Origin of the sequence: Epilithonimonas hispanica (assembly GCF_003385395.1) — a bacterium.
GTDB classification, from domain to species: domain Bacteria; phylum Bacteroidota; class Bacteroidia; order Flavobacteriales; family Weeksellaceae; genus Epilithonimonas; species Epilithonimonas hispanica.
Window position 1 is genome coordinate 15,364 of the sequence record NZ_QNUG01000007.1, and the last position, 16,910, is coordinate 32,273.

A 16,910-nucleotide genomic window follows, 5' to 3' on the forward strand; every position below is an offset into this window, starting at 1 on the left:
TGATAAGATTAAATTGAAAATGCTACAGGGAAATGTAGAAATAAGTTTGGGTTATCTTTTCCGCCATTGCGGATAGAATTTAGCACCTTCTTCGTTTCCGAAGGGTTGCCAAGGTTTCACAGAGTCTAATCTCTCCACCTTTCTCGATAACATTTTCAATATGTAAATGAACAAATCTGGACGCAAAGATAGACAAGAAATTGCATTAGTTCCAAATTGTGTTAAAATTTCTCTACATCAATTTTTTGTTAACAATTTATTTTAAGATATTTATAATGGCAATTATGTATAATATTTGCTTAGAAAAAATCACAAAATTTGAAAAATGGACATTAATCTTAATAAACAAGTTGCTATTGTTACAGGTTCCAGCAGCGGTATAGGAAAAGGAATCGCTATCAGTCTGGCAAAATCCGGAGCAATCGTTATCATCAATCATTCATCCGAACATTCTCGTCCCGAAGCGGAAGAAACACTGAAAACAATTGAAGAAAACGGAGGCGAAGGTTTTATTATTCAATGTGATGTGAGTAAGGAAGACCAAGTTTTGGCAATGTTCCAAACGACGATTAATCAATATGGAACTGTTGATATTCTCATTAATAATGCCGGTTTACAGCAAGATGCGCCTTTTGCAGAAATGACGCTTGCTCAATGGCAAAAAGTAATCGATGTGAATCTGACCGGACAATTTCTTTGTTCAAGAGAAGCGATTAAAGAATTTTTGAAACGTGGAATGACCGAAAAATCCAAAGCTCTTGGAAAAATTATCAATATCAGCAGTGTTCACGAGACGATTCCGTGGGCTGGACACGCGAATTATGCTTCCAGCAAAGGTGCACTTAGAATGCTGATGCAAACACTGGCTCAGGAATATGGAAAACAAAAAATCCGTGTGAATAATATTTGTCCGGGCGCCATTCAAACTCCTATAAACAAATCCGCTTGGGATAATCAAAAATCTCTGGATGCGCTGATGACGCTGATTCCGTATGATAGAATCGGGCAACCGGAAGACATTGGAAATTTAGCCGTATTTTTGGCGAGTGATTATTCGGATTATATTACAGGTGCGAGTATCTATGTGGATGGTGGAATGACAAGTCTGGAGAGTTTTGCGGACAACGGATAATTAATTATTAATGATGAATTATAAATTATTAATGGTTTTTTGTTGAATTTAAACGCAAAGTTTTTTGAAGGGCTAAGTATTTTGAAGAAGGCTAAGAATCGATAAATCGATTTTTAAGTTGATGTTTTTTGAAATTTTAAAAACTTGAAAGAAGTGAAAAACCTCAACATAGCCCCGATGGGAACGGCATCCTTTTTTTGCTTTTGAGAAAGTTTTCTTTTGATGACAAATCTCTCTAAGCAAAAAAAGATAAAGTGGACAGCGGGTTGTAATGTTCTAACAAATGTACAACCGTGTTGCTCCCAATAAAAAGAATAATTATTCTCGAAAAATAATTAGAAAAATGAATGAAGAAGAAAAATTAAAAAATCCGGATTGGAAAAAGTGGGGACCTTACGTGAGCCACCGCCAATGGGGAAATGTACGCGAAGATTACAGCACCAACGGCGATGCGTGGGGATTTACCGGTCACGATATGGCGGAAGCGTGGACTTACCGCTGGGCAGAGGAAGGCATCGCGGGAATCTCGGATGAGAAGCAACAGATATGTTTTGCGCTTTCTTTTTGGAATAAAAATGACTGCAGAGTTAAGGAACGTTTTTTCGGACTGAGTAATTATCAGGGAAATCACGGTGAAGATATCAAGGAGATTTTTTACTATCTGGACAATACACCGTCTCATAGCTATATGAAGATGGTTTACAAATATCCAATCAATGCATTTCCGTACGATGACCTCATCAATACGAATGCGCAACGCTCCAACAAAGACCCAGAATATGAAATATTTGATACAGGAATCTTTGACAACGATGAATATTTTGACATTTTTATTGAATATGCGAAAGCTGGCGAGGATGATTTTTTAATCAGAATTGATGTTCATAACAGAAGTAATCAACCTGCTCCAATTGTAGTTCTCCCAACAGTTTGGTACAGAAACAACTGGATATGGGGTTATAACGACTACAAAGGGCAACTCGGTTTTTCTAAACAAGGCGAAATAGATGTTCATCATAATAGTCTTAGTATAAAGAAATTATATTCCAGAAATAGAAATGCTGATGCGCTGTTTTGTGAGAATGAAACCAACCGTTCGAGGCTATTCAATCTTCCGAAGACTGAAGGTTTTTTCAAAGACGGAATTAACCAATATATTACAAAAGGGCTTGCTACTGTCAATCCTTCTAAAACAGGGACAAAAGCATCTCTTCATTGTGAAGAAATCATAGAAGCGAACAGCAACAAGGTTTTTGAATTCCGATTGTCGCCTCATATTATGGATGATGCGTTTTGGGATTTTGATGAAATTGTTTCCCGACGAAAACAAGAAGCGGATGAGTTTTATGCGAACATCCAAAAAGATATTGAAAATGAAGACGAAAAGAATGTCCAAAGACAGGCATTTGCTGGTTTGCTTTGGAATAAACAATTCTATCATTACAACATCGGGAAATGGCTAAAAGGCGACCCTAATTTCCCTATTCAACGAAAAGGTTTTGTGCGAAACAGCAATTGGGAGCATCTTCATAACAAAGATATTATCTCGATGCCAGACAAGTGGGAATATCCTTGGTATGCGACTTGGGATTTGGCATTCCATTGTGTGAGTTTTTCTGTAATTGACTCAGAATTTGCTAAAAATCAATTAATTACATTGACGAAAGAATGGTATATGCATCCGAACGGACAAGTTCCTGCTTACGAATGGAATTTTGACGATGTTAATCCACCCGTTCACGCTTGGGCAACTTTCCGAGTTTTCAAAATCGATGAAAAAAATAATGGTAAACCAGATTTGGCTTTCCTTGAAAGAGTTTTTCAGAAATTATTACTGAATTTCACTTGGTGGGTAAACCGAAAAGACTACAACGGAAATAATATTTTTGGAGGCGGATTCCTTGGTTTGGATAACATCGGAGCCTTTGACAGAAATATGGAATTCAATGAAGGGGAACATCTGGAACAAGCCGACGGAACAAGCTGGATGGCAATGTACGCACTGAATATGATGCGTATCGCTATGGAATTGGCAACGTACAATCCTGTTTATGAAGATATGGCGATTAAATTCTTTGAGCATTATCTTTATATCGCCGAAGCAATGGAAAACATTGGGGAAGACAAGCAAGGACTTTGGAATGAAGAAGACGGATTTTTCTACGATTTGCTCCAATTGTCTAACGGAGACAGTGTGAATCTGAAACTTCGAAGCATTGTTGGATTGATTCCGATGTTTGCCGTAGAAGTTGTGGAACATAGTATGTTGGAAAAACTTCCTGAGTTTAAAAAAAGAATGGAATGGGTTCTGAAAAATAAGCAAGATCTGACGAAACTGGTTTCTCAATGGTATGTTGAAGGCGAAGGAAACAAGCATCTCTTGAGTATTCTCAGAAAAACAAGATTGACAAAAGTTTTAACAAGATTGGTTGACGAATCTGAATTCCTCAGCGATTACGGAATCCGCGCGATGTCCAAAGTTTATGAAGAAAATCCTTTCCGATTCACTGTTCACGGGCAGGAACACGTGGTTTATTACACGCCTGCAGAAAGCGACAGCCGAATGTTTGGTGGCAACAGCAACTGGCGCGGACCGATTTGGTTTCCGATTAATTTTCTGATTGTTGAGAGTTTACAACGTTTTCATTTCTTTTTTGGCGATGCATTGACCATTGAATATCCAAAAGGAAGCGGTGTTCAAAAGAATCTGGAAGAAGTTTCCAAAGACATTAGCGACAGGCTTTGTAAAATTTTCTTAAAAGATGAAAATGGAAACAGAGCATTCAACGGTGGCGTTGAGAAATTCAATCAGGACCCACATTTCAAAGATTACATTATGTTCTTCGAATATTTTCACGGCGATAATGGTCGTGGTGTCGGCGCTTCTCATCAAACTGGTTGGACTTCCACGGTGGCGAAGTTGATTCAGCCGAGATTGGCTAGCCGATAATAAGTTGGAGTGTGTGAGCGTTTTAGGGTTTTAGTGAGTTTTGATTCTCTCCTACTCTAAGACGCTCAAACCCTCAAACTCTATTGCACAAGTTCTCCATTAACGCTGACTTCGTAAGAAATCTCAACATTTGGCTCCAATGTTTTAGAAACAGAACAATATTTTTCGAAAGATAATTCCGATGCTTTTTTTGCTTTTTTCGGGTCGATTTCACCTTCAAGGAAAAACTTCACTTTGATGGATTTGAAAGGTTTTGCATCATCTACCTGCACTCTTTCGCCTTCCACTTCCGCTTTGAAATCTGTAATTGTCTGACGTTGTTTTTTCAGGATTGAAACGACATCAATTCCGCTACATCCAGCCACTGCCATCAATAAAGATTGCATTGGAGAAACACCTTTTGCTCCTGGTAAAGTTGTGTTGTCTAATAAAATAGAATTTCCTTGCTCATTGGAACATTCAAACAAAAAATCATCGTTGATTCTATTAAGTGTAATTTTCATTTTAAATCTAAATTAAAATCAAATTTACAAAATCAAAAGGGGATAAATTCACTTCTCTATATATTTTAACGTATAAGGGAACATTTGATATTAATAATAATTCTACTAATTCATTTTATTGTTTTCTCACAAATGATTGATAAAAGTTTATTTAATGATTAATCATTATCTGCCATTCTGTCACAATATTTTGTATCTTTGCAGACTTAAACAGTTCAAATTTTCGGGTTCAAAGTTCATCAACATTGGATTTCTTAACATTGAACTTTAAATCTAAATGTAGTGCAGGAAAAATATATAGACGAGACCAAACAAGGAGAAGCATTCGCCATTGCAGAAAAATCCGGAAATTCTAAAAAATTATTTCTGGAAAGTTACGGTTGTCAGATGAACTTCTCTGATTCCGAGATTGTTGCATCCATTCTTAATGAACAAGGTTACAACACGACTTTGAAAGCGGAAGAAGCAGATTTGATTTTGCTTAATACTTGTTCCATTCGTGAGAAAGCTGAGCAAACAGTGAGAATGCGTCTTGCTCAATTCAAGAATCTTAAAAAAGAACGCCCCAACATGACCGTTGGTGTTCTTGGTTGTATGGCAGAAAGATTGAAAACCAAGTTCTTAGATGAGGAACAACTCGTAGATTTGGTTGTTGGTCCAGATGCTTACAGAGATCTCCCCAATCTTCTCAAAGAAACCGATGACGGAAGAGATGCTATCAACGTAATCCTTTCAAAAGAAGAAACTTACGCCGATATCAACCCTGTTCGTTTGGGCGGAAATGGCGTCACTGCTTTTGTAACAATTACAAGAGGTTGTGATAATATGTGTACTTTCTGCGTGGTCCCATTTACGCGAGGACGTGAGAGAAGTCGCGACCCGCACTCAATCATCGAGGAATGTCAAAGTCTTTGGAACAATGGATACAAAGAAATCACACTTCTTGGGCAAAACGTTGATTCTTACCTTTGGTATGGTGGCGGTCCTAAAAAAGATTTTGCAAAAGCTTCTGAAATGCAGAAACTAACCGCAATTAATTTTGCGCAGTTGCTTGATATGGTTGCAGTTGCAGTTCCAAATATGAGAATCAGATTCTCGACTTCCAATCCACATGAGATGACAGAACAGGTTTTCCGAATGATTGCCAAGCACGACAATATCTGTAATTATGTTCACCTTCCCGTTCAAAGTGGAAGCGACAGGATTCTACAATTGATGAACCGTCAGCATACGCGTCAGGAATACTTGGATTTAATTAAAAAAGGAAAAGAAATTGTTCCCGACATTTCATTCTCACAAGATATGATCATTGGATTCTGTACGGAAACCGAGGAAGATCACCAATTAACTATGAGTTTGATGCGTGAAGTTGAGTACGATTACGGTTATATGTTCTCCTACTCCACAAGACCAGGAACGCCTGCTCACAAGAAACTGGAAGACGATATTCCGGTAGATGTGAAGCAAAGACGTCTGGCTGAAGTGATTGCTCTACAAGGCGAACTTTCCCGAAAAAGAATGCAAGGTTACGTTGGCAGAGTTCATGAAATCCTTATCGAAGGCACTTCCAAAAAGAATCAAAACCAATGGAAAGGCAGAAATTCTCAAAATGCCGTTTGCGTTTTTGATAAGTTGGAAGGCCAAAAATTGGGCGACATTGTGTCTGTTTTTGTTCACGGCAATACGCAGGGAACGCTTTTGGGGGAAACGGTTTGATAGTTCATACTAATTGAATTCTTATTTGAATTAAGATTGAAGCATATTTTTTACATATTATTTCTACTGCCAATTCTTTTTAGCTGCCAGTCTGAGAAAGCAGTTAATGTCTATCCAAACCAAGTTGGGGATATCGAACTTGATGAAAAGTTAGATGATTCCAATTTTAAAAAATGTTTTGTTGATCCTTTTTCCTTCCAATATTATAATTTTGATGGATTTCAATATAAAGGCGAAAAATTAGAAATAGAAAAAAAATTAGAAAGATCAAATCTAATAAGTGACAAAAATTCAACTGGGTACATTACAATTCGTTTTGTAGTGAATTGTGAAGGAAAAACTGGAATGTTCAGAGTTCAACAAATGGATGAGAACTACAAAGAAAAAGTGTTTGACAAGAAATTCATTAATCAGCTTTTAGACTTTACGAAAAGTTTAAATGGATGGATTCCGCAAGAATATTTAGGAATAAAAATAAATTACTATCAATATTTAACCTTTAAAATAAAAGATGGAAAAGTTTCCGAAATACTTCCTTAGCTTTCTTATACTGGTTATTTATGCTAATGTGCAAGCGCAGGTAAACTGTAATGCAATTGAGGGCGAAAGGTGCAAAAAAGCATGCGAAATCTACAATAGCAATTCCGGTTCTCAAGGATCTCGTGAATCTCAGGAAAGTTTTGATAAAGCTATAGACTTGTGTCCGAATTTCTCCCATGCTTATATGGAAAAAGCAGTTCCTTACTTGAAAAGAGGAGATTTTATAACCTGGAAAAAACTAATTGATAAGGCTGTAGAGCTTAGCCCTAATAATCATTTGGATTACAGAGGCTGGTGCAAATTTCAATTTTTAAGAGATTACGAGGGCGCAATTCAGGATTTTGATCTGCTTGAAAAATATAGACCTGGAAATATCGGCTATTCAGTAAATGGCGATTATAATTTATATGTCGCAAAAGCGATTTGTTACAGCGCTTTAGATCAAAAAGAAAAAGCGATTCAGATTTTAGAAGATCTTTTTAAAACTAAAGATTACCATTTTGGACTTTACGATTATTATCAATTAGGCGTTACGTATTTCGAAAGTGGAAAATATGACAAAGCCTTAGAAAATTTTGAAAAGCAAAGCAAAGTTTACGATTTTGCAGAAAATATTTATTTTAGAAGTAAAGTTTCTAAAATCAGAAATAAAGATTATTTGGATTTGAAAAGTCTAGCCTTGAAGTCATATGACGAAGGCAAAACAATGAAAGATGCTTACACCCATCATTTCAACAAAATTTACAGAAAGCAAATTGCTGAACTGTAAACTTTATTCATTTAATTTTTAATCATTTAATCAAAAAAATGGCAGAATTACAATCCATAAAAGCACGCTTCGGAATTATCGGAAACTTCCCGGCGCTCAACCGCGCTTTGGAAAAGGCAATCCAAGTGGCACCTACAGATATTTCGGTTTTGGTAATGGGTGAAAGTGGCGTTGGGAAAGAGTTTATCCCAAAGATCATCCACGGCGAATCCAGAAGAAAACACCAACCATACATCGTCGTCAACTGCGGCGCCATCCCAGAAGGAACGATTGATTCAGAATTATTTGGTCACGAAAAAGGCGCATTTACGGGAGCAACTTCTACCAGAAAAGGATACTTTGAAGTCGCAGACGGCGGAACTATTTTCCTTGACGAAGTTGGAGAATTGCCGTTGCAGACTCAGGTTCGTCTTTTGAGAGTTTTAGAAAGTGGAGAATTTATGAAGGTGGGTTCTTCGCAAGTCCAAAAAACCAATGTGAGAATAGTTGCCGCGACGAATGTCAATATGATGAAAGCTATCCAAGACGGACGTTTTCGTGAAGACCTTTATTATCGTTTGAATACCGTTCAGATTGACATGCCTGCTTTGCGAGAAAGAAAAGGCGATATCCATCTGTTATTCAGAAAATTTGCAATCGATTTTGCTGAAAAATATAGAATGCCGGAATTGAGATTAACTGACGATGCTGTTGGTTATTTGGAAAGTTATGCATTTCCTGGAAACGTTCGCCAGCTCAGAAACTTGGTAGAGCAAATGACTGTTGTAGAGCAGAATAGAGAAATTAATTCGGTGAAGTTAGCAGAATATATCCCAATGAACGCAAATCTGCCAGCGGTTGTTCAAAAGAATAATCTTGGAGGAAATCAAGGTTCAGATTTTAGTTCGGAAAGGGATATTATGTACAAAATTCTCTTCGATATGAGAAACGATATTAATGATTTAAAATCCTTAACTTCGGAACTGATAAAAAATAAAGGAAATGCTGATCTAAGTTTACAGGAGAAACATCTTATTAATAGAATTTACACACCTGAAACACAGCAAGTAGCGAGTCCTAATTCTTTGCTTTACTTCGAAAATAATAACAATAATCAAAATCAGATTCATCATCCAACGATTATTTCTGAAGACGAAGATCATCATTACAACGATGTAGAAGATATTGAAATTGAAGAAGCTAGGTCAGAATCTCTTTCACTTCAAAACAATGAAAAAGATCTAATAATCAAAGCATTAGAAAAACACAAAGGAAGAAGAAACAAAGCAGCAGACGAGTTGGGAATCTCGCAAAGAACACTTTATAGAAAAATAAAACAATATAATCTAGAGGAATAATGGTCAGAAGTCAGAAGCCAGAAGTCAGAAGCCAGAGAATTAAATTTTTTTTTCTCTTCTCTTTATTCTTTGTTCTTACAAGTTGCTATTCATTCACAGGATCATCTTTAAGTCCGGAAATGAAAACAGTTAAAATCAACACATTTCCTAATAACGCAGCCAACAATCTGCCAAGTTTGAGTCAGGATTTTACGGTGGCGTTGCAGAATCGTTTTCTACAGAGAACTACTTTGAAAGGTGCTATTGAAAAACCAGATCTCTTGATAGAAGGAGAAATAAGTGATTACAACATCACACCAACCAGTGTTGGAGCCGCTACAACTACAACTTCTGGAAGTACAATTGAAGCGCTTCAAAATAAGTTAACCATTTCCATAAAAGTTCATTATGAAAATAATGTAGACCCAACGCTAAGTTTTGACAGAACTTATAGTGACGAAGCCGTTTTCAATAGCGACCTGGATATCAACTTAATAGAAACTGCACAGGTAAGAATTGTGAATGAAAGGATCATCAACAAAATTTACAATGATATTGTAGCCAATTGGTAAAAGTATGAATACAAGAGTTTTAGAATTAATAAAAAATCCAAAGATTATTATAGAATCCGATTTGAAGATATTAGAATCCGAGTCGGAGAAAATGCCTTACGCTCAGAGTATTCGTGCGCTTTATCTTTATGGGATTAATCTTTATCAATCAGAAAAATACAAAGAAAATCTTTCTAAAACAGCAGCTTATACAACGGATAAAAAAATACTTTATCAATTCATCAATTCTGAAAAAATTTCTAAAAAAGAAATCACGTCAACTCAAATTGAGCCAGAAGAAACAGCTCACAATCAAACAATTAACAATACAGAAACAGAAGTTGTAAAACCTGCGGAATCTGAAATCGTAACTGAGATAGAAAAAACAGAAACCCAATCTGTTATTAATCAATTTGACATTGATAAAACTATCGAAAATGAAAGTGAGAAAAATTCCGAATTCGTTGTTTTAGAAAACGAAGAAAACTCCGTAGAAGAAAAAAATCATAAAATCGATTCGCAACCTACCAAAGAACCTGAAATTGTTTTAGTTAAAGATGATTTGGAAATTAAAGACAATTTAATTTTTATTGATGAAAATCGTTCTGAAGAAACTATTTCTGAACATAAAACCGTTGAAGAAGTTTTAGAAACTCCTGAAGAAAAAACTACCGAACCTATAACTGAAACTCAAGTTCAAGATGAGGATTCTTCTGGCAATATTAGTTTTAATGGGATTGAAGATTTTCTTCCTCAGGTTAAGTTTTCGGTTCCCAAAAATCACTTAGATTATCTTAATCCTCCAAAAAGAGAAATTAAGAAAGAAGTACAACAACCAATACAAGAAATTCCTGTTGCAAAAATAGAATATGCAGAACCAGTTGTTCCTGAAATTGCTGAAAATGAAATCGACAACAGCCAGGTAAGTTTTGAAAACACTCAAACTTTAGAAATTTCAAAACCAACAAAAGTTGTAGAAGTTGAATCTGAAATTGACGAAAACATTTGTGAAGATGAAATCAGCTTTGAAAATACTCAGAGTTTCGAAGTTTCGAAACCAGAAGAACCTGTAATTGTCGCTAAAATTCAGGAGCAAGAAATTATTTCTAAAAAGGTAAAAGTTGATGAACAACCTATTTCTGAATGGAAGCCAATGTCTTTTTCTGCTAATATTCCCGATGCGCTGATTGGCAAAACTACAGAAGCAGAAAAGCAGCCTGAAGTTGAAAGTATAGTTGAAGAAAAAACTGCCGAACCTGAAATTAAAGAAGAAATCATTATTAACGAAAAGCCAATTGTAGAGGAAAAACCTCAAATCCTAGAAACTGAAAGACCTGTGATGAATGTTTCTTTCTTCGGCAACGAAGTTTCTAGAATTGAAGAAAAAGAAAAAGAAATTCCCGCAATTATTGAAAAGCCAGAAGCGAAAGAAATTCCTGATAGCAACGTTGGAACTTTCATCAACACTTGGCAAAGCTGGTTGAAAATTGAGAGAAAAGAAACTGCAGAAAAACAAGCAAAAGTCAAGGAAAAAATCATTGATAATTTCATCGAAACAAACCCAAAAATCTCACAATTAAAAGAGGAAAGCAACTATGTTGTAAAAGAGAAAAAAGACGACATTTCTCACTTGATGACCGAGACTCTTGCAAGATTATATACTGAGCAAAAGCTCTATACAAAAGCAATAAAAGCTTACGAAATCCTTTCTGAAAAGCATCCTCACAAAAAAGATTACTTCGAAGAAAAAATCGAAGAAGTCAAGGAAATCAGGAAATCATAAAACAAAAAAGCGGAAAATTATTTTCCGTTTTTTTTTATTTCAATTCGATGGGGTTGTTTTTACTTTTTATTTCAGCTTCCATTCTTTTTTGGAATTCCTGTATTTGTTTAGGATCCATTCCAGGTCTGTTTCCTCCGCCACCTCCAGCTGGACCTCTTCCTCCACCAGAACTTCTCTGAGCAGAAAAAAAACTAGCTGGATCTTTTTGCATCTTTTTTTCCATCTCTACATATTTTGATTTGGGAAGCGCTATAACTTGTCCTCGGTTCAAAGGTTGATAGATCTCTGCTATTTTTTTTGTTTGCATCAGATCAAAAGAATAATCGCCTCTTTCATCTTGAACTTTTACAATCAATCCTGGCAAACCAGAGAATTTGTAAGGGCCATCTTGCAAAGGAATTTCTTGAGTAAACCACGCATACCAAGTTCTTCCACCAAATTTAGTTTCAGCCTTTTGCGTTTGATAATCTCCAATTTTCACCGTTTCTGGTAAGATTTTCCAGTCAAAAGTTGGCGTTTCTGAATAAGAATAATTATCTCTTCCGATTCTTGATTTGTAAATTAGACTTTGATTCGTGAGGTCTTTTTCAATCGTGAACTGTAGATTACTTCTCAAACTCTGCATTTGTTCTCTATTAAAGTTTTGAGTTGTACGCATTCTTTCCATCAAAGAATCTCTTTTCATTGCATTTTCTGCGTAGAATACAGACTTTTTTCCATCGGTATCCAGATAAGCCAGCTCTGTTTTTTTCTCCACATTTGTAGAATCTGGCGTCAATGTCGCTTGATAAACAAAACGTGTTCCTTGCTGAGCCATTACAAAAGGCATCGCGAACAAGCTTAATATTTTAAAAAATTTCATATTAATATTTGTTACTTAATTCAATTGGATTTGTATTTCCGAAATTCATCGTAGAAGCGTTATTTCCAGCCGAGTTACTTTGTGGATTTCCCATTTGTATATCAGCTTGTCCGTTTCCTACCTCGCTACCTGGCATTCCGCCATTCATTCCTTGCTGGCCCCCGAATCCGCCATTCATCCCTCCGTTTCTTTGATTCATCCTGTTGAAACTATCAAAGTTGATCTCAGGATCCTTATTTTTAACCATTTCCATTCTTACAGATTCTTTGTCTCCTCGAAAGTTGATTCTTGTAGATCTTCTGGCGTCCGGTTTTATAACTTCGGAAAAGGCTTTTTCTATATTAATTTTCTTAGTAAAGCTAAATCTGTAATCACCTTTATCATCTTCTAATTTTAAAATCAATCCTGGAAGTCCTAAAAATTTGTAAGGTCCATCAGAGATTTTAATTTCAGGAGCAAACCAAGCTGTCCAAGTTCTCCCTCCAAAAGTCATCGTTGCTTTCTGAACTTTATAATTATTAAAATCAGAAATTTGATTAGAAATATCCCAATTCATTTTTCTGTCTTCTTGATAATAGACTTGTTTTGAACCAATACTTTCAACAAAATTCACAGACTTGTCTTCTTGATTTTTTGTAATAAAATAATCAAAAAAAGTAGGTTGTATAGATTTTCCGTTGGGTAGTTTTGGAAATTCGGATTTATCTTTTTTTGATTTTTTAATTTCTGTTACGCCTTGTTGTTTTAAAACTGCAGTTAAAGAATCTTTTAATAATTTACTTTCACTGATGAATAATGACTGATTATTCTTGACATCCAAGAAAGTATTCTCAACCTTCATATTAACAAGATTAATCGTATCTGGATTCACTTCGGTTTGATAAATATATCTTTCGGTTTGGCTCATCATTTTTCCAAAAAAGGAAAATAGCATCATCAAAATAAAAATCTTCTTCATAACTAATTGTTTGATTAACAAATTCGAGCAAAGTTAATTATAAGAACAATCAGAATTAATAATTGTTTCTTTTTTGATAAGAATTTAACATTAACAAACTGTATCTCATTACAAAACGAATTATTAAAGTCTATTTAAAATCGTTAAAATAGACGCTGTCGATTTGAGAATGCGGAAATTAGTTCGTACTTTTGTAGACTAAAATCAGTCTAAATAAAAACAATGATAAAAGTAAGCGATCAGGCAAAATCCAAAGCAGCTCAGTTGATGACTGAAGAAGGCTTCAACCCTGAGACTGACTATATAAGAGTGGGCGTAAAAAGTGGCGGATGTTCCGGACTAGAATACGTCTTGAAGTTTGATAATGTAAAAAATGAAACCGACCAAATCTTTGAAGATAACGGTGTAAGAGTCATTATTGACAAAAAATCAATCCTTTATCTTGCAGGAACCACTTTAGAATATTCCGGAGGATTGAATGGAAAAGGTTTTGTTTTTAATAACCCAAATGCTGCAAGAACCTGCGGTTGTGGAGAAAGTTTTAGTTTATAAAAATTATGTCTAAATATACCGAAGACGATTTACGCGTCGATTTAGAAAATAAAAAGTACGAGTTTGGATTCGAAACGGATATTGAGTATGAAGATTTCCCGATTGGTCTGAATGAGGATATCATCCGAGCAATTTCTGAAAAGAAAGAAGAGCCGGAATGGATGACGGAATGGCGTCTGGAATCTTTCCGAATCTGGCAAAAAATGGAAGAACCAAATTGGGCCAACATCAAATATCAAAAACCTGATTTCCAAGCCATCAGATATTACGCAGCACCAAAAGCAAAACCAGAATTGGCAAGCCTTGATGAAGTGGACCCAGAATTATTGAAGACTTTTGCAAAATTGGGAATCAATATCGAGGAACAAAAAAGATTAGCTAACGTTGCGGTTGATATTGTTGTAGATTCTGTTTCAGTTAAAACAACTTTTCAAGAAACTTTAAAAGAAAAAGGCATTATCTTCTGCTCAATTTCCGAAGCTATTAAAGAACATCCGGATTTGGTAAAGCAATATCTTGGAAAAGTAGTTCCAAGAGGCGATAATTTTTACGCAGCTCTTAACTCCGCAGTTTTCTCTGACGGAAGTTTCTGCTACATTCCAAAAGGTGTACGGTGTCCAATGGAACTGTCAACTTATTTCCGTATCAATCAGTCTGGAACTGGTCAGTTCGAGAGAACTTTGGTCATTGCTGACGAAGGAAGTTACGTTTCTTATCTTGAAGGTTGTACTGCGCCGTCAAGAGATGAGAACCAGCTTCACGCTGCAGTTGTAGAATTAATCGCAATGAATGACGCTGAAATCAAATATTCTACAGTTCAAAACTGGTATCCTGGTGATGAAGAAGGAAAAGGAGGTGTTTTCAATTTTGTGACTAAAAGAGGTCTTTGCGAGAGAAATGCAAAAATCTCTTGGACTCAGGTCGAAACCGGTTCTGCTGTAACTTGGAAATATCCGAGCTGTATTTTGAAAGGTGATAATTCGGTTGGAGAATTTTATTCAATCGCGGTTACCAATATGCATCAATATGCAGATACAGGAACTAAGATGATTCACATCGGAAAGAATACTAGGTCAACCATTATTTCTAAAGGTATCTCTGCGGGAAAATCTAATAATTCTTATCGTGGATTGGTAAAAGTGATGCCAACTGCAAAAGGAGCGAGAAACTTTTCTCAATGTGATTCTTTGCTAATGGGTAATGAATGTGGTGCGCACACTTTCCCTTACATCGAAATCAAAGACCCGACTGCACAATTGGAACACGAAGCCACGACTTCGAAAATTGGAGAAGACCAGATTTTCTATTGTAACCAAAGAGGAATTGATACAGAAAGAGCAATTGCTCTGATAGTAAATGGATTCAGTAAAGAAGTTTTAAATAAGCTTCCAATGGAATTCGCCATTGAAGCTCAAAAGTTGTTGGAGATTTCTCTGGAAGGTTCAGTTGGATAAATTTTTTTAGCAAGGTTAAACAAAGATTTTCTTTGATTGTTTGAAAAAAATTTAAAGAAATACAAAGCCGCTAAAGCTTAGGAAAGTAATACAAGTTTTAAATTTCTACAATTAACTTGTTTATCTTTGTGAAAAACAACACAAATGACAGAGAATGAAATTTCAAAGATTGTCTTTGAAAGTGGGTTAAAGATTCATAGAAAATTGGGGATAGGCTTGTATGAGAGTATTTACGAAGAATGTCTTTTCTATGAATTAAAAAAAGCAGAAGTAAAAGTCGAAAGACAAAAACCTCTGAATATCCAATATGAAGAATTGTTGCTGGAAAATGCTTTTAGAATGGATTTATTAATTGAAAACAAGGTTGTTTTAGAAATTAAATCTGTTGAAAGTTTAAATAATTTTCACGCATCACAATTAAAAAATTATTTAAGACTAGGAAATTATAAGTTAGGAATGCTTATTAATTTTAATTCTCAACTATTTAAAAATGGTGTAATGAGAATTGCAAATGGTCTTGATTATATTAAAAAATAAGAAACAATAGTTTTTCATTGATAAGCGTTAGCGCCTTTGTTTCACTTAAAAAAGCAAAGGAAGATAAAAAAATCTTTGTCTAGCCTTGCGATAAATTTAAAAGTATGTTAGAGATAAAAAACTTACACGCCAAAATTGAAGATGGCGACAGAGAAATTTTAAAAGGAATCAATCTTGAAATAAAACCAGGCGAAGTTCACGCTATTATGGGACCGAACGGCGCTGGTAAATCTACACTTTCTTCTGTTATTGCAGGAAAAGAAGATTATGAAGTAACGGAGGGCGAAATTCTTTTCGAAGGAGAAGAAATCGGTGAAGATGCGCCTGAAGAAAGAGCACATAAAGGAATTTTCCTTTCTTTCCAATATCCTGTGGAAATCCCTGGAGTTACCGTTACCAATTTTATCAAAGCCGCTCTTAACGAAACAAGAAAAGCAAACGGATTGGAAGAAATGGGCGCTAAAGAAATGTTGGGTCTAATCCGTGAAAACTCTGAGAAATTAGGAATCAAAAAAGATTTCCTTTCCCGTTCTTTGAACGAAGGTTTCTCTGGAGGTGAAAAGAAAAGAAATGAGATTTTCCAAATGATGATGCTGAATCCGAAATTGGCAATTCTTGACGAAACCGATTCAGGATTAGATATCGATGCTTTGAGAATCGTGGCTGATGGTGTAAACCAATTCAAAAACGAAGGCAACGCAGTTTTGTTAATCACGCATTACCAAAGACTTTTAAATTACATTCAGCCAGATTTCGTTCACGTTTTGGCAGATGGAAAAATCATAAAAACAGGAGATAAATCTTTGGCTTTGGAATTGGAAGAAAAAGGTTACGATTGGCTTCTTAATTAATTTCTAATTTGAGATTTGAAGTTTGAAATTATGGCAACAATTAATAATTTTGAAGATTTAGAGATTTGGAAAAAGTCTCGAATTTTATGTCAAAAAGTTGATGCCTATTTACTTCAAAACCCAAATTGCAGTCAAAATATTAAATATCAAATTGACCGTTCATCCGGTTCTGTTATGGATAATATTGCAGAAGGATTTGAACGGGAAGGAAATAAAGAGTTTATTAATTTTCTTTCAATTTCAAAGGGTTCTTGTGGAGAAGTACGTTCTCAATTAATCAGAGCATTTGATAGAAAATTTATTAATGAAAATGAATTTAACGATTTGTTAAAAGATTTTGCAGAGCTTTCAAAAATGATTTCTGGCTTTATGAAATACCTAAAAAATACAGAACATAATGGAAACAAATTTCTGCGTCCTTAACTTCAAATCTCAA

Annotated in this window: 16 protein-coding genes and 1 riboswitch; of the genes, 13 read left to right on the forward strand and 3 right to left on the reverse strand. The window is 35.4% G+C overall.

Features of this window, described 5'->3' with window-relative positions:
- Nucleotides 1-48: 48 nt before the first annotated feature.
- A riboswitch (SAM riboswitch) is annotated at nucleotides 49-153 on the reverse strand.
- A 172-nt stretch (nucleotides 154-325) separates the two neighbouring features.
- Nucleotides 326-1,132: a glucose 1-dehydrogenase gene (locus DRF58_RS04240; protein ID WP_116033262.1), complete on the forward strand. Its 807-nt coding sequence runs from the start codon at nucleotides 326-328 to the stop codon at nucleotides 1,130-1,132.
- Nucleotides 1,133-1,475: 343 nt separating this feature from the next.
- The gene (locus tag DRF58_RS04245) at nucleotides 1,476-4,082 is read left to right on the forward strand and encodes an MGH1-like glycoside hydrolase domain-containing protein (protein ID WP_116033452.1); all 2,607 of its coding nucleotides are present in this window, start codon (nucleotides 1,476-1,478) and stop codon (nucleotides 4,080-4,082) included.
- A gap of 80 nt (nucleotides 4,083-4,162) precedes the next feature.
- Here DRF58_RS04245 and DRF58_RS04250 read toward each other — a convergent pair whose 3' ends face one another.
- Complete coding sequence (locus tag DRF58_RS04250) at nucleotides 4,163-4,585, reverse strand: OsmC family protein (RefSeq protein ID WP_116033265.1); 423 nt, start codon at nucleotides 4,583-4,585, stop codon at nucleotides 4,163-4,165.
- 282 nt (nucleotides 4,586-4,867) lie between these two features.
- On the opposite strand from DRF58_RS04250, the gene miaB reads away from it, so the two are divergent.
- From miaB to DRF58_RS04280, 6 genes are read left to right on the forward strand one after another with little or no spacing between them, the layout of a single operon-like run.
- The gene (gene miaB / locus DRF58_RS04255; protein ID WP_116033267.1) at nucleotides 4,868-6,301 is read left to right on the forward strand and encodes a tRNA (N6-isopentenyl adenosine(37)-C2)-methylthiotransferase MiaB; all 1,434 of its coding nucleotides are present in this window, start codon (nucleotides 4,868-4,870) and stop codon (nucleotides 6,299-6,301) included.
- Nucleotides 6,302-6,337: 36 nt separating this feature from the next.
- Nucleotides 6,338-6,841, forward strand: coding sequence for a hypothetical protein (locus tag DRF58_RS04260; RefSeq protein WP_051879815.1), 504 nt, complete (start codon nucleotides 6,338-6,340; stop codon nucleotides 6,839-6,841).
- Entirely contained in the window at nucleotides 6,813-7,610 is a 798-nt protein-coding gene (locus DRF58_RS04265) for a tetratricopeptide repeat protein (RefSeq protein WP_116033270.1), read from the forward strand. The genes DRF58_RS04260 and DRF58_RS04265 overlap by 29 nt, the downstream gene beginning before the upstream one ends.
- A 38-nt stretch (nucleotides 7,611-7,648) precedes the next feature.
- Nucleotides 7,649-8,947 (forward strand): sigma-54 interaction domain-containing protein, encoded by a 1,299-nt coding sequence (locus DRF58_RS04270; RefSeq protein ID WP_116033273.1) that lies wholly within the window; start codon nucleotides 7,649-7,651, stop codon nucleotides 8,945-8,947.
- On the forward strand, nucleotides 8,947-9,498 hold the full coding sequence (gene lptE, locus DRF58_RS04275; RefSeq protein ID WP_116033276.1) for an LPS assembly lipoprotein LptE: 552 nt from the start codon (nucleotides 8,947-8,949) through the stop codon (nucleotides 9,496-9,498). Before DRF58_RS04270 ends, lptE begins: the two co-directional genes overlap by 1 nt.
- Nucleotides 9,499-9,502: 4 nt before the next feature.
- On the forward strand, nucleotides 9,503-11,260 hold the full coding sequence (locus DRF58_RS04280; RefSeq protein WP_116033278.1) for a hypothetical protein: 1,758 nt from the start codon (nucleotides 9,503-9,505) through the stop codon (nucleotides 11,258-11,260).
- 34 nt (nucleotides 11,261-11,294) lie between these two features.
- On the opposite strand, the gene DRF58_RS04285 is transcribed toward DRF58_RS04280, so the two are convergent.
- Nucleotides 11,295-12,122 carry a GLPGLI family protein gene (locus tag DRF58_RS04285; RefSeq protein ID WP_116033281.1) on the reverse strand — a complete coding sequence of 276 codons (828 nt, stop codon included), beginning with the start codon at nucleotides 12,120-12,122 and terminating at the stop codon, nucleotides 11,295-11,297.
- Between the two features lies 1 nt (nucleotide 12,123).
- The gene (locus DRF58_RS04290; RefSeq protein WP_116033284.1) at nucleotides 12,124-13,080 is read right to left on the reverse strand and encodes a GLPGLI family protein; all 957 of its coding nucleotides are present in this window, start codon (nucleotides 13,078-13,080) and stop codon (nucleotides 12,124-12,126) included.
- Nucleotides 13,081-13,302: 222 nt separating this feature from the next.
- On the opposite strand from DRF58_RS04290, the gene DRF58_RS04295 reads away from it, so the two are divergent.
- The 5 genes from DRF58_RS04295 (at nucleotide 13,303) to DRF58_RS04315 (ending at nucleotide 16,897) form a co-directional block, all read left to right on the forward strand.
- Nucleotides 13,303-13,632 (forward strand): HesB/IscA family protein, encoded by a 330-nt coding sequence (locus DRF58_RS04295; RefSeq protein WP_089769668.1) that lies wholly within the window; start codon nucleotides 13,303-13,305, stop codon nucleotides 13,630-13,632.
- Between the two features lie 5 nt (nucleotides 13,633-13,637).
- The gene (gene sufB / locus DRF58_RS04300) at nucleotides 13,638-15,086 is read left to right on the forward strand and encodes a Fe-S cluster assembly protein SufB (RefSeq protein ID WP_116033285.1); all 1,449 of its coding nucleotides are present in this window, start codon (nucleotides 13,638-13,640) and stop codon (nucleotides 15,084-15,086) included.
- A gap of 144 nt (nucleotides 15,087-15,230) precedes the next feature.
- Nucleotides 15,231-15,623 carry a GxxExxY protein gene (locus tag DRF58_RS04305; protein ID WP_116033288.1) on the forward strand — a complete coding sequence of 131 codons (393 nt, stop codon included), beginning with the start codon at nucleotides 15,231-15,233 and terminating at the stop codon, nucleotides 15,621-15,623.
- A 104-nt stretch (nucleotides 15,624-15,727) separates the two neighbouring features.
- Nucleotides 15,728-16,474, forward strand: coding sequence for a Fe-S cluster assembly ATPase SufC (gene sufC, locus DRF58_RS04310; RefSeq protein WP_116033290.1), 747 nt, complete (start codon nucleotides 15,728-15,730; stop codon nucleotides 16,472-16,474).
- A gap of 30 nt (nucleotides 16,475-16,504) precedes the next feature.
- Nucleotides 16,505-16,897, forward strand: a complete 393-nt coding sequence (locus tag DRF58_RS04315) for a four helix bundle protein (RefSeq protein ID WP_116033293.1) — start codon at nucleotides 16,505-16,507, stop codon at nucleotides 16,895-16,897.
- Nucleotides 16,898-16,910: the final 13 nt, after the last annotated feature.

What these genes read in the sequence shown, in the direction of transcription:
- sufB (WP_116033285.1), top strand. Translation starts at nt 13,638, where the DNA reads ATGTCTAAATATACCGAAGACGATTTACGCGTCGATTTAGAAAATAAA.
- DRF58_RS04305 (WP_116033288.1), top strand. Translation starts at nt 15,231, where the DNA reads ATGACAGAGAATGAAATTTCAAAGATTGTCTTTGAAAGTGGGTTAAAG.
- DRF58_RS04270 (WP_116033273.1), top strand. Translation starts at nt 7,649, where the DNA reads ATGGCAGAATTACAATCCATAAAAGCACGCTTCGGAATTATCGGAAAC.
- DRF58_RS04250 (WP_116033265.1), bottom strand. Translation starts at nt 4,585, where the DNA reads ATGAAAATTACACTTAATAGAATCAACGATGATTTTTTGTTTGAATGT.
- DRF58_RS04245 (WP_116033452.1), top strand. Translation starts at nt 1,476, where the DNA reads ATGAATGAAGAAGAAAAATTAAAAAATCCGGATTGGAAAAAGTGGGGA.
- sufC (WP_116033290.1), top strand. Translation starts at nt 15,728, where the DNA reads ATGTTAGAGATAAAAAACTTACACGCCAAAATTGAAGATGGCGACAGA.
- DRF58_RS04280 (WP_116033278.1), top strand. Translation starts at nt 9,503, where the DNA reads ATGAATACAAGAGTTTTAGAATTAATAAAAAATCCAAAGATTATTATA.
- DRF58_RS04285 (WP_116033281.1), bottom strand. Translation starts at nt 12,122, where the DNA reads ATGAAATTTTTTAAAATATTAAGCTTGTTCGCGATGCCTTTTGTAATG.
- DRF58_RS04265 (WP_116033270.1), top strand. Translation starts at nt 6,813, where the DNA reads ATGGAAAAGTTTCCGAAATACTTCCTTAGCTTTCTTATACTGGTTATT.
- lptE (WP_116033276.1), top strand. Translation starts at nt 8,947, where the DNA reads ATGGTCAGAAGTCAGAAGCCAGAAGTCAGAAGCCAGAGAATTAAATTT.
- DRF58_RS04290 (WP_116033284.1), bottom strand. Translation starts at nt 13,080, where the DNA reads ATGAAGAAGATTTTTATTTTGATGATGCTATTTTCCTTTTTTGGAAAA.
- DRF58_RS04240 (WP_116033262.1), top strand. Translation starts at nt 326, where the DNA reads ATGGACATTAATCTTAATAAACAAGTTGCTATTGTTACAGGTTCCAGC.
- DRF58_RS04295 (WP_089769668.1), top strand. Translation starts at nt 13,303, where the DNA reads ATGATAAAAGTAAGCGATCAGGCAAAATCCAAAGCAGCTCAGTTGATG.
- DRF58_RS04315 (WP_116033293.1), top strand. Translation starts at nt 16,505, where the DNA reads ATGGCAACAATTAATAATTTTGAAGATTTAGAGATTTGGAAAAAGTCT.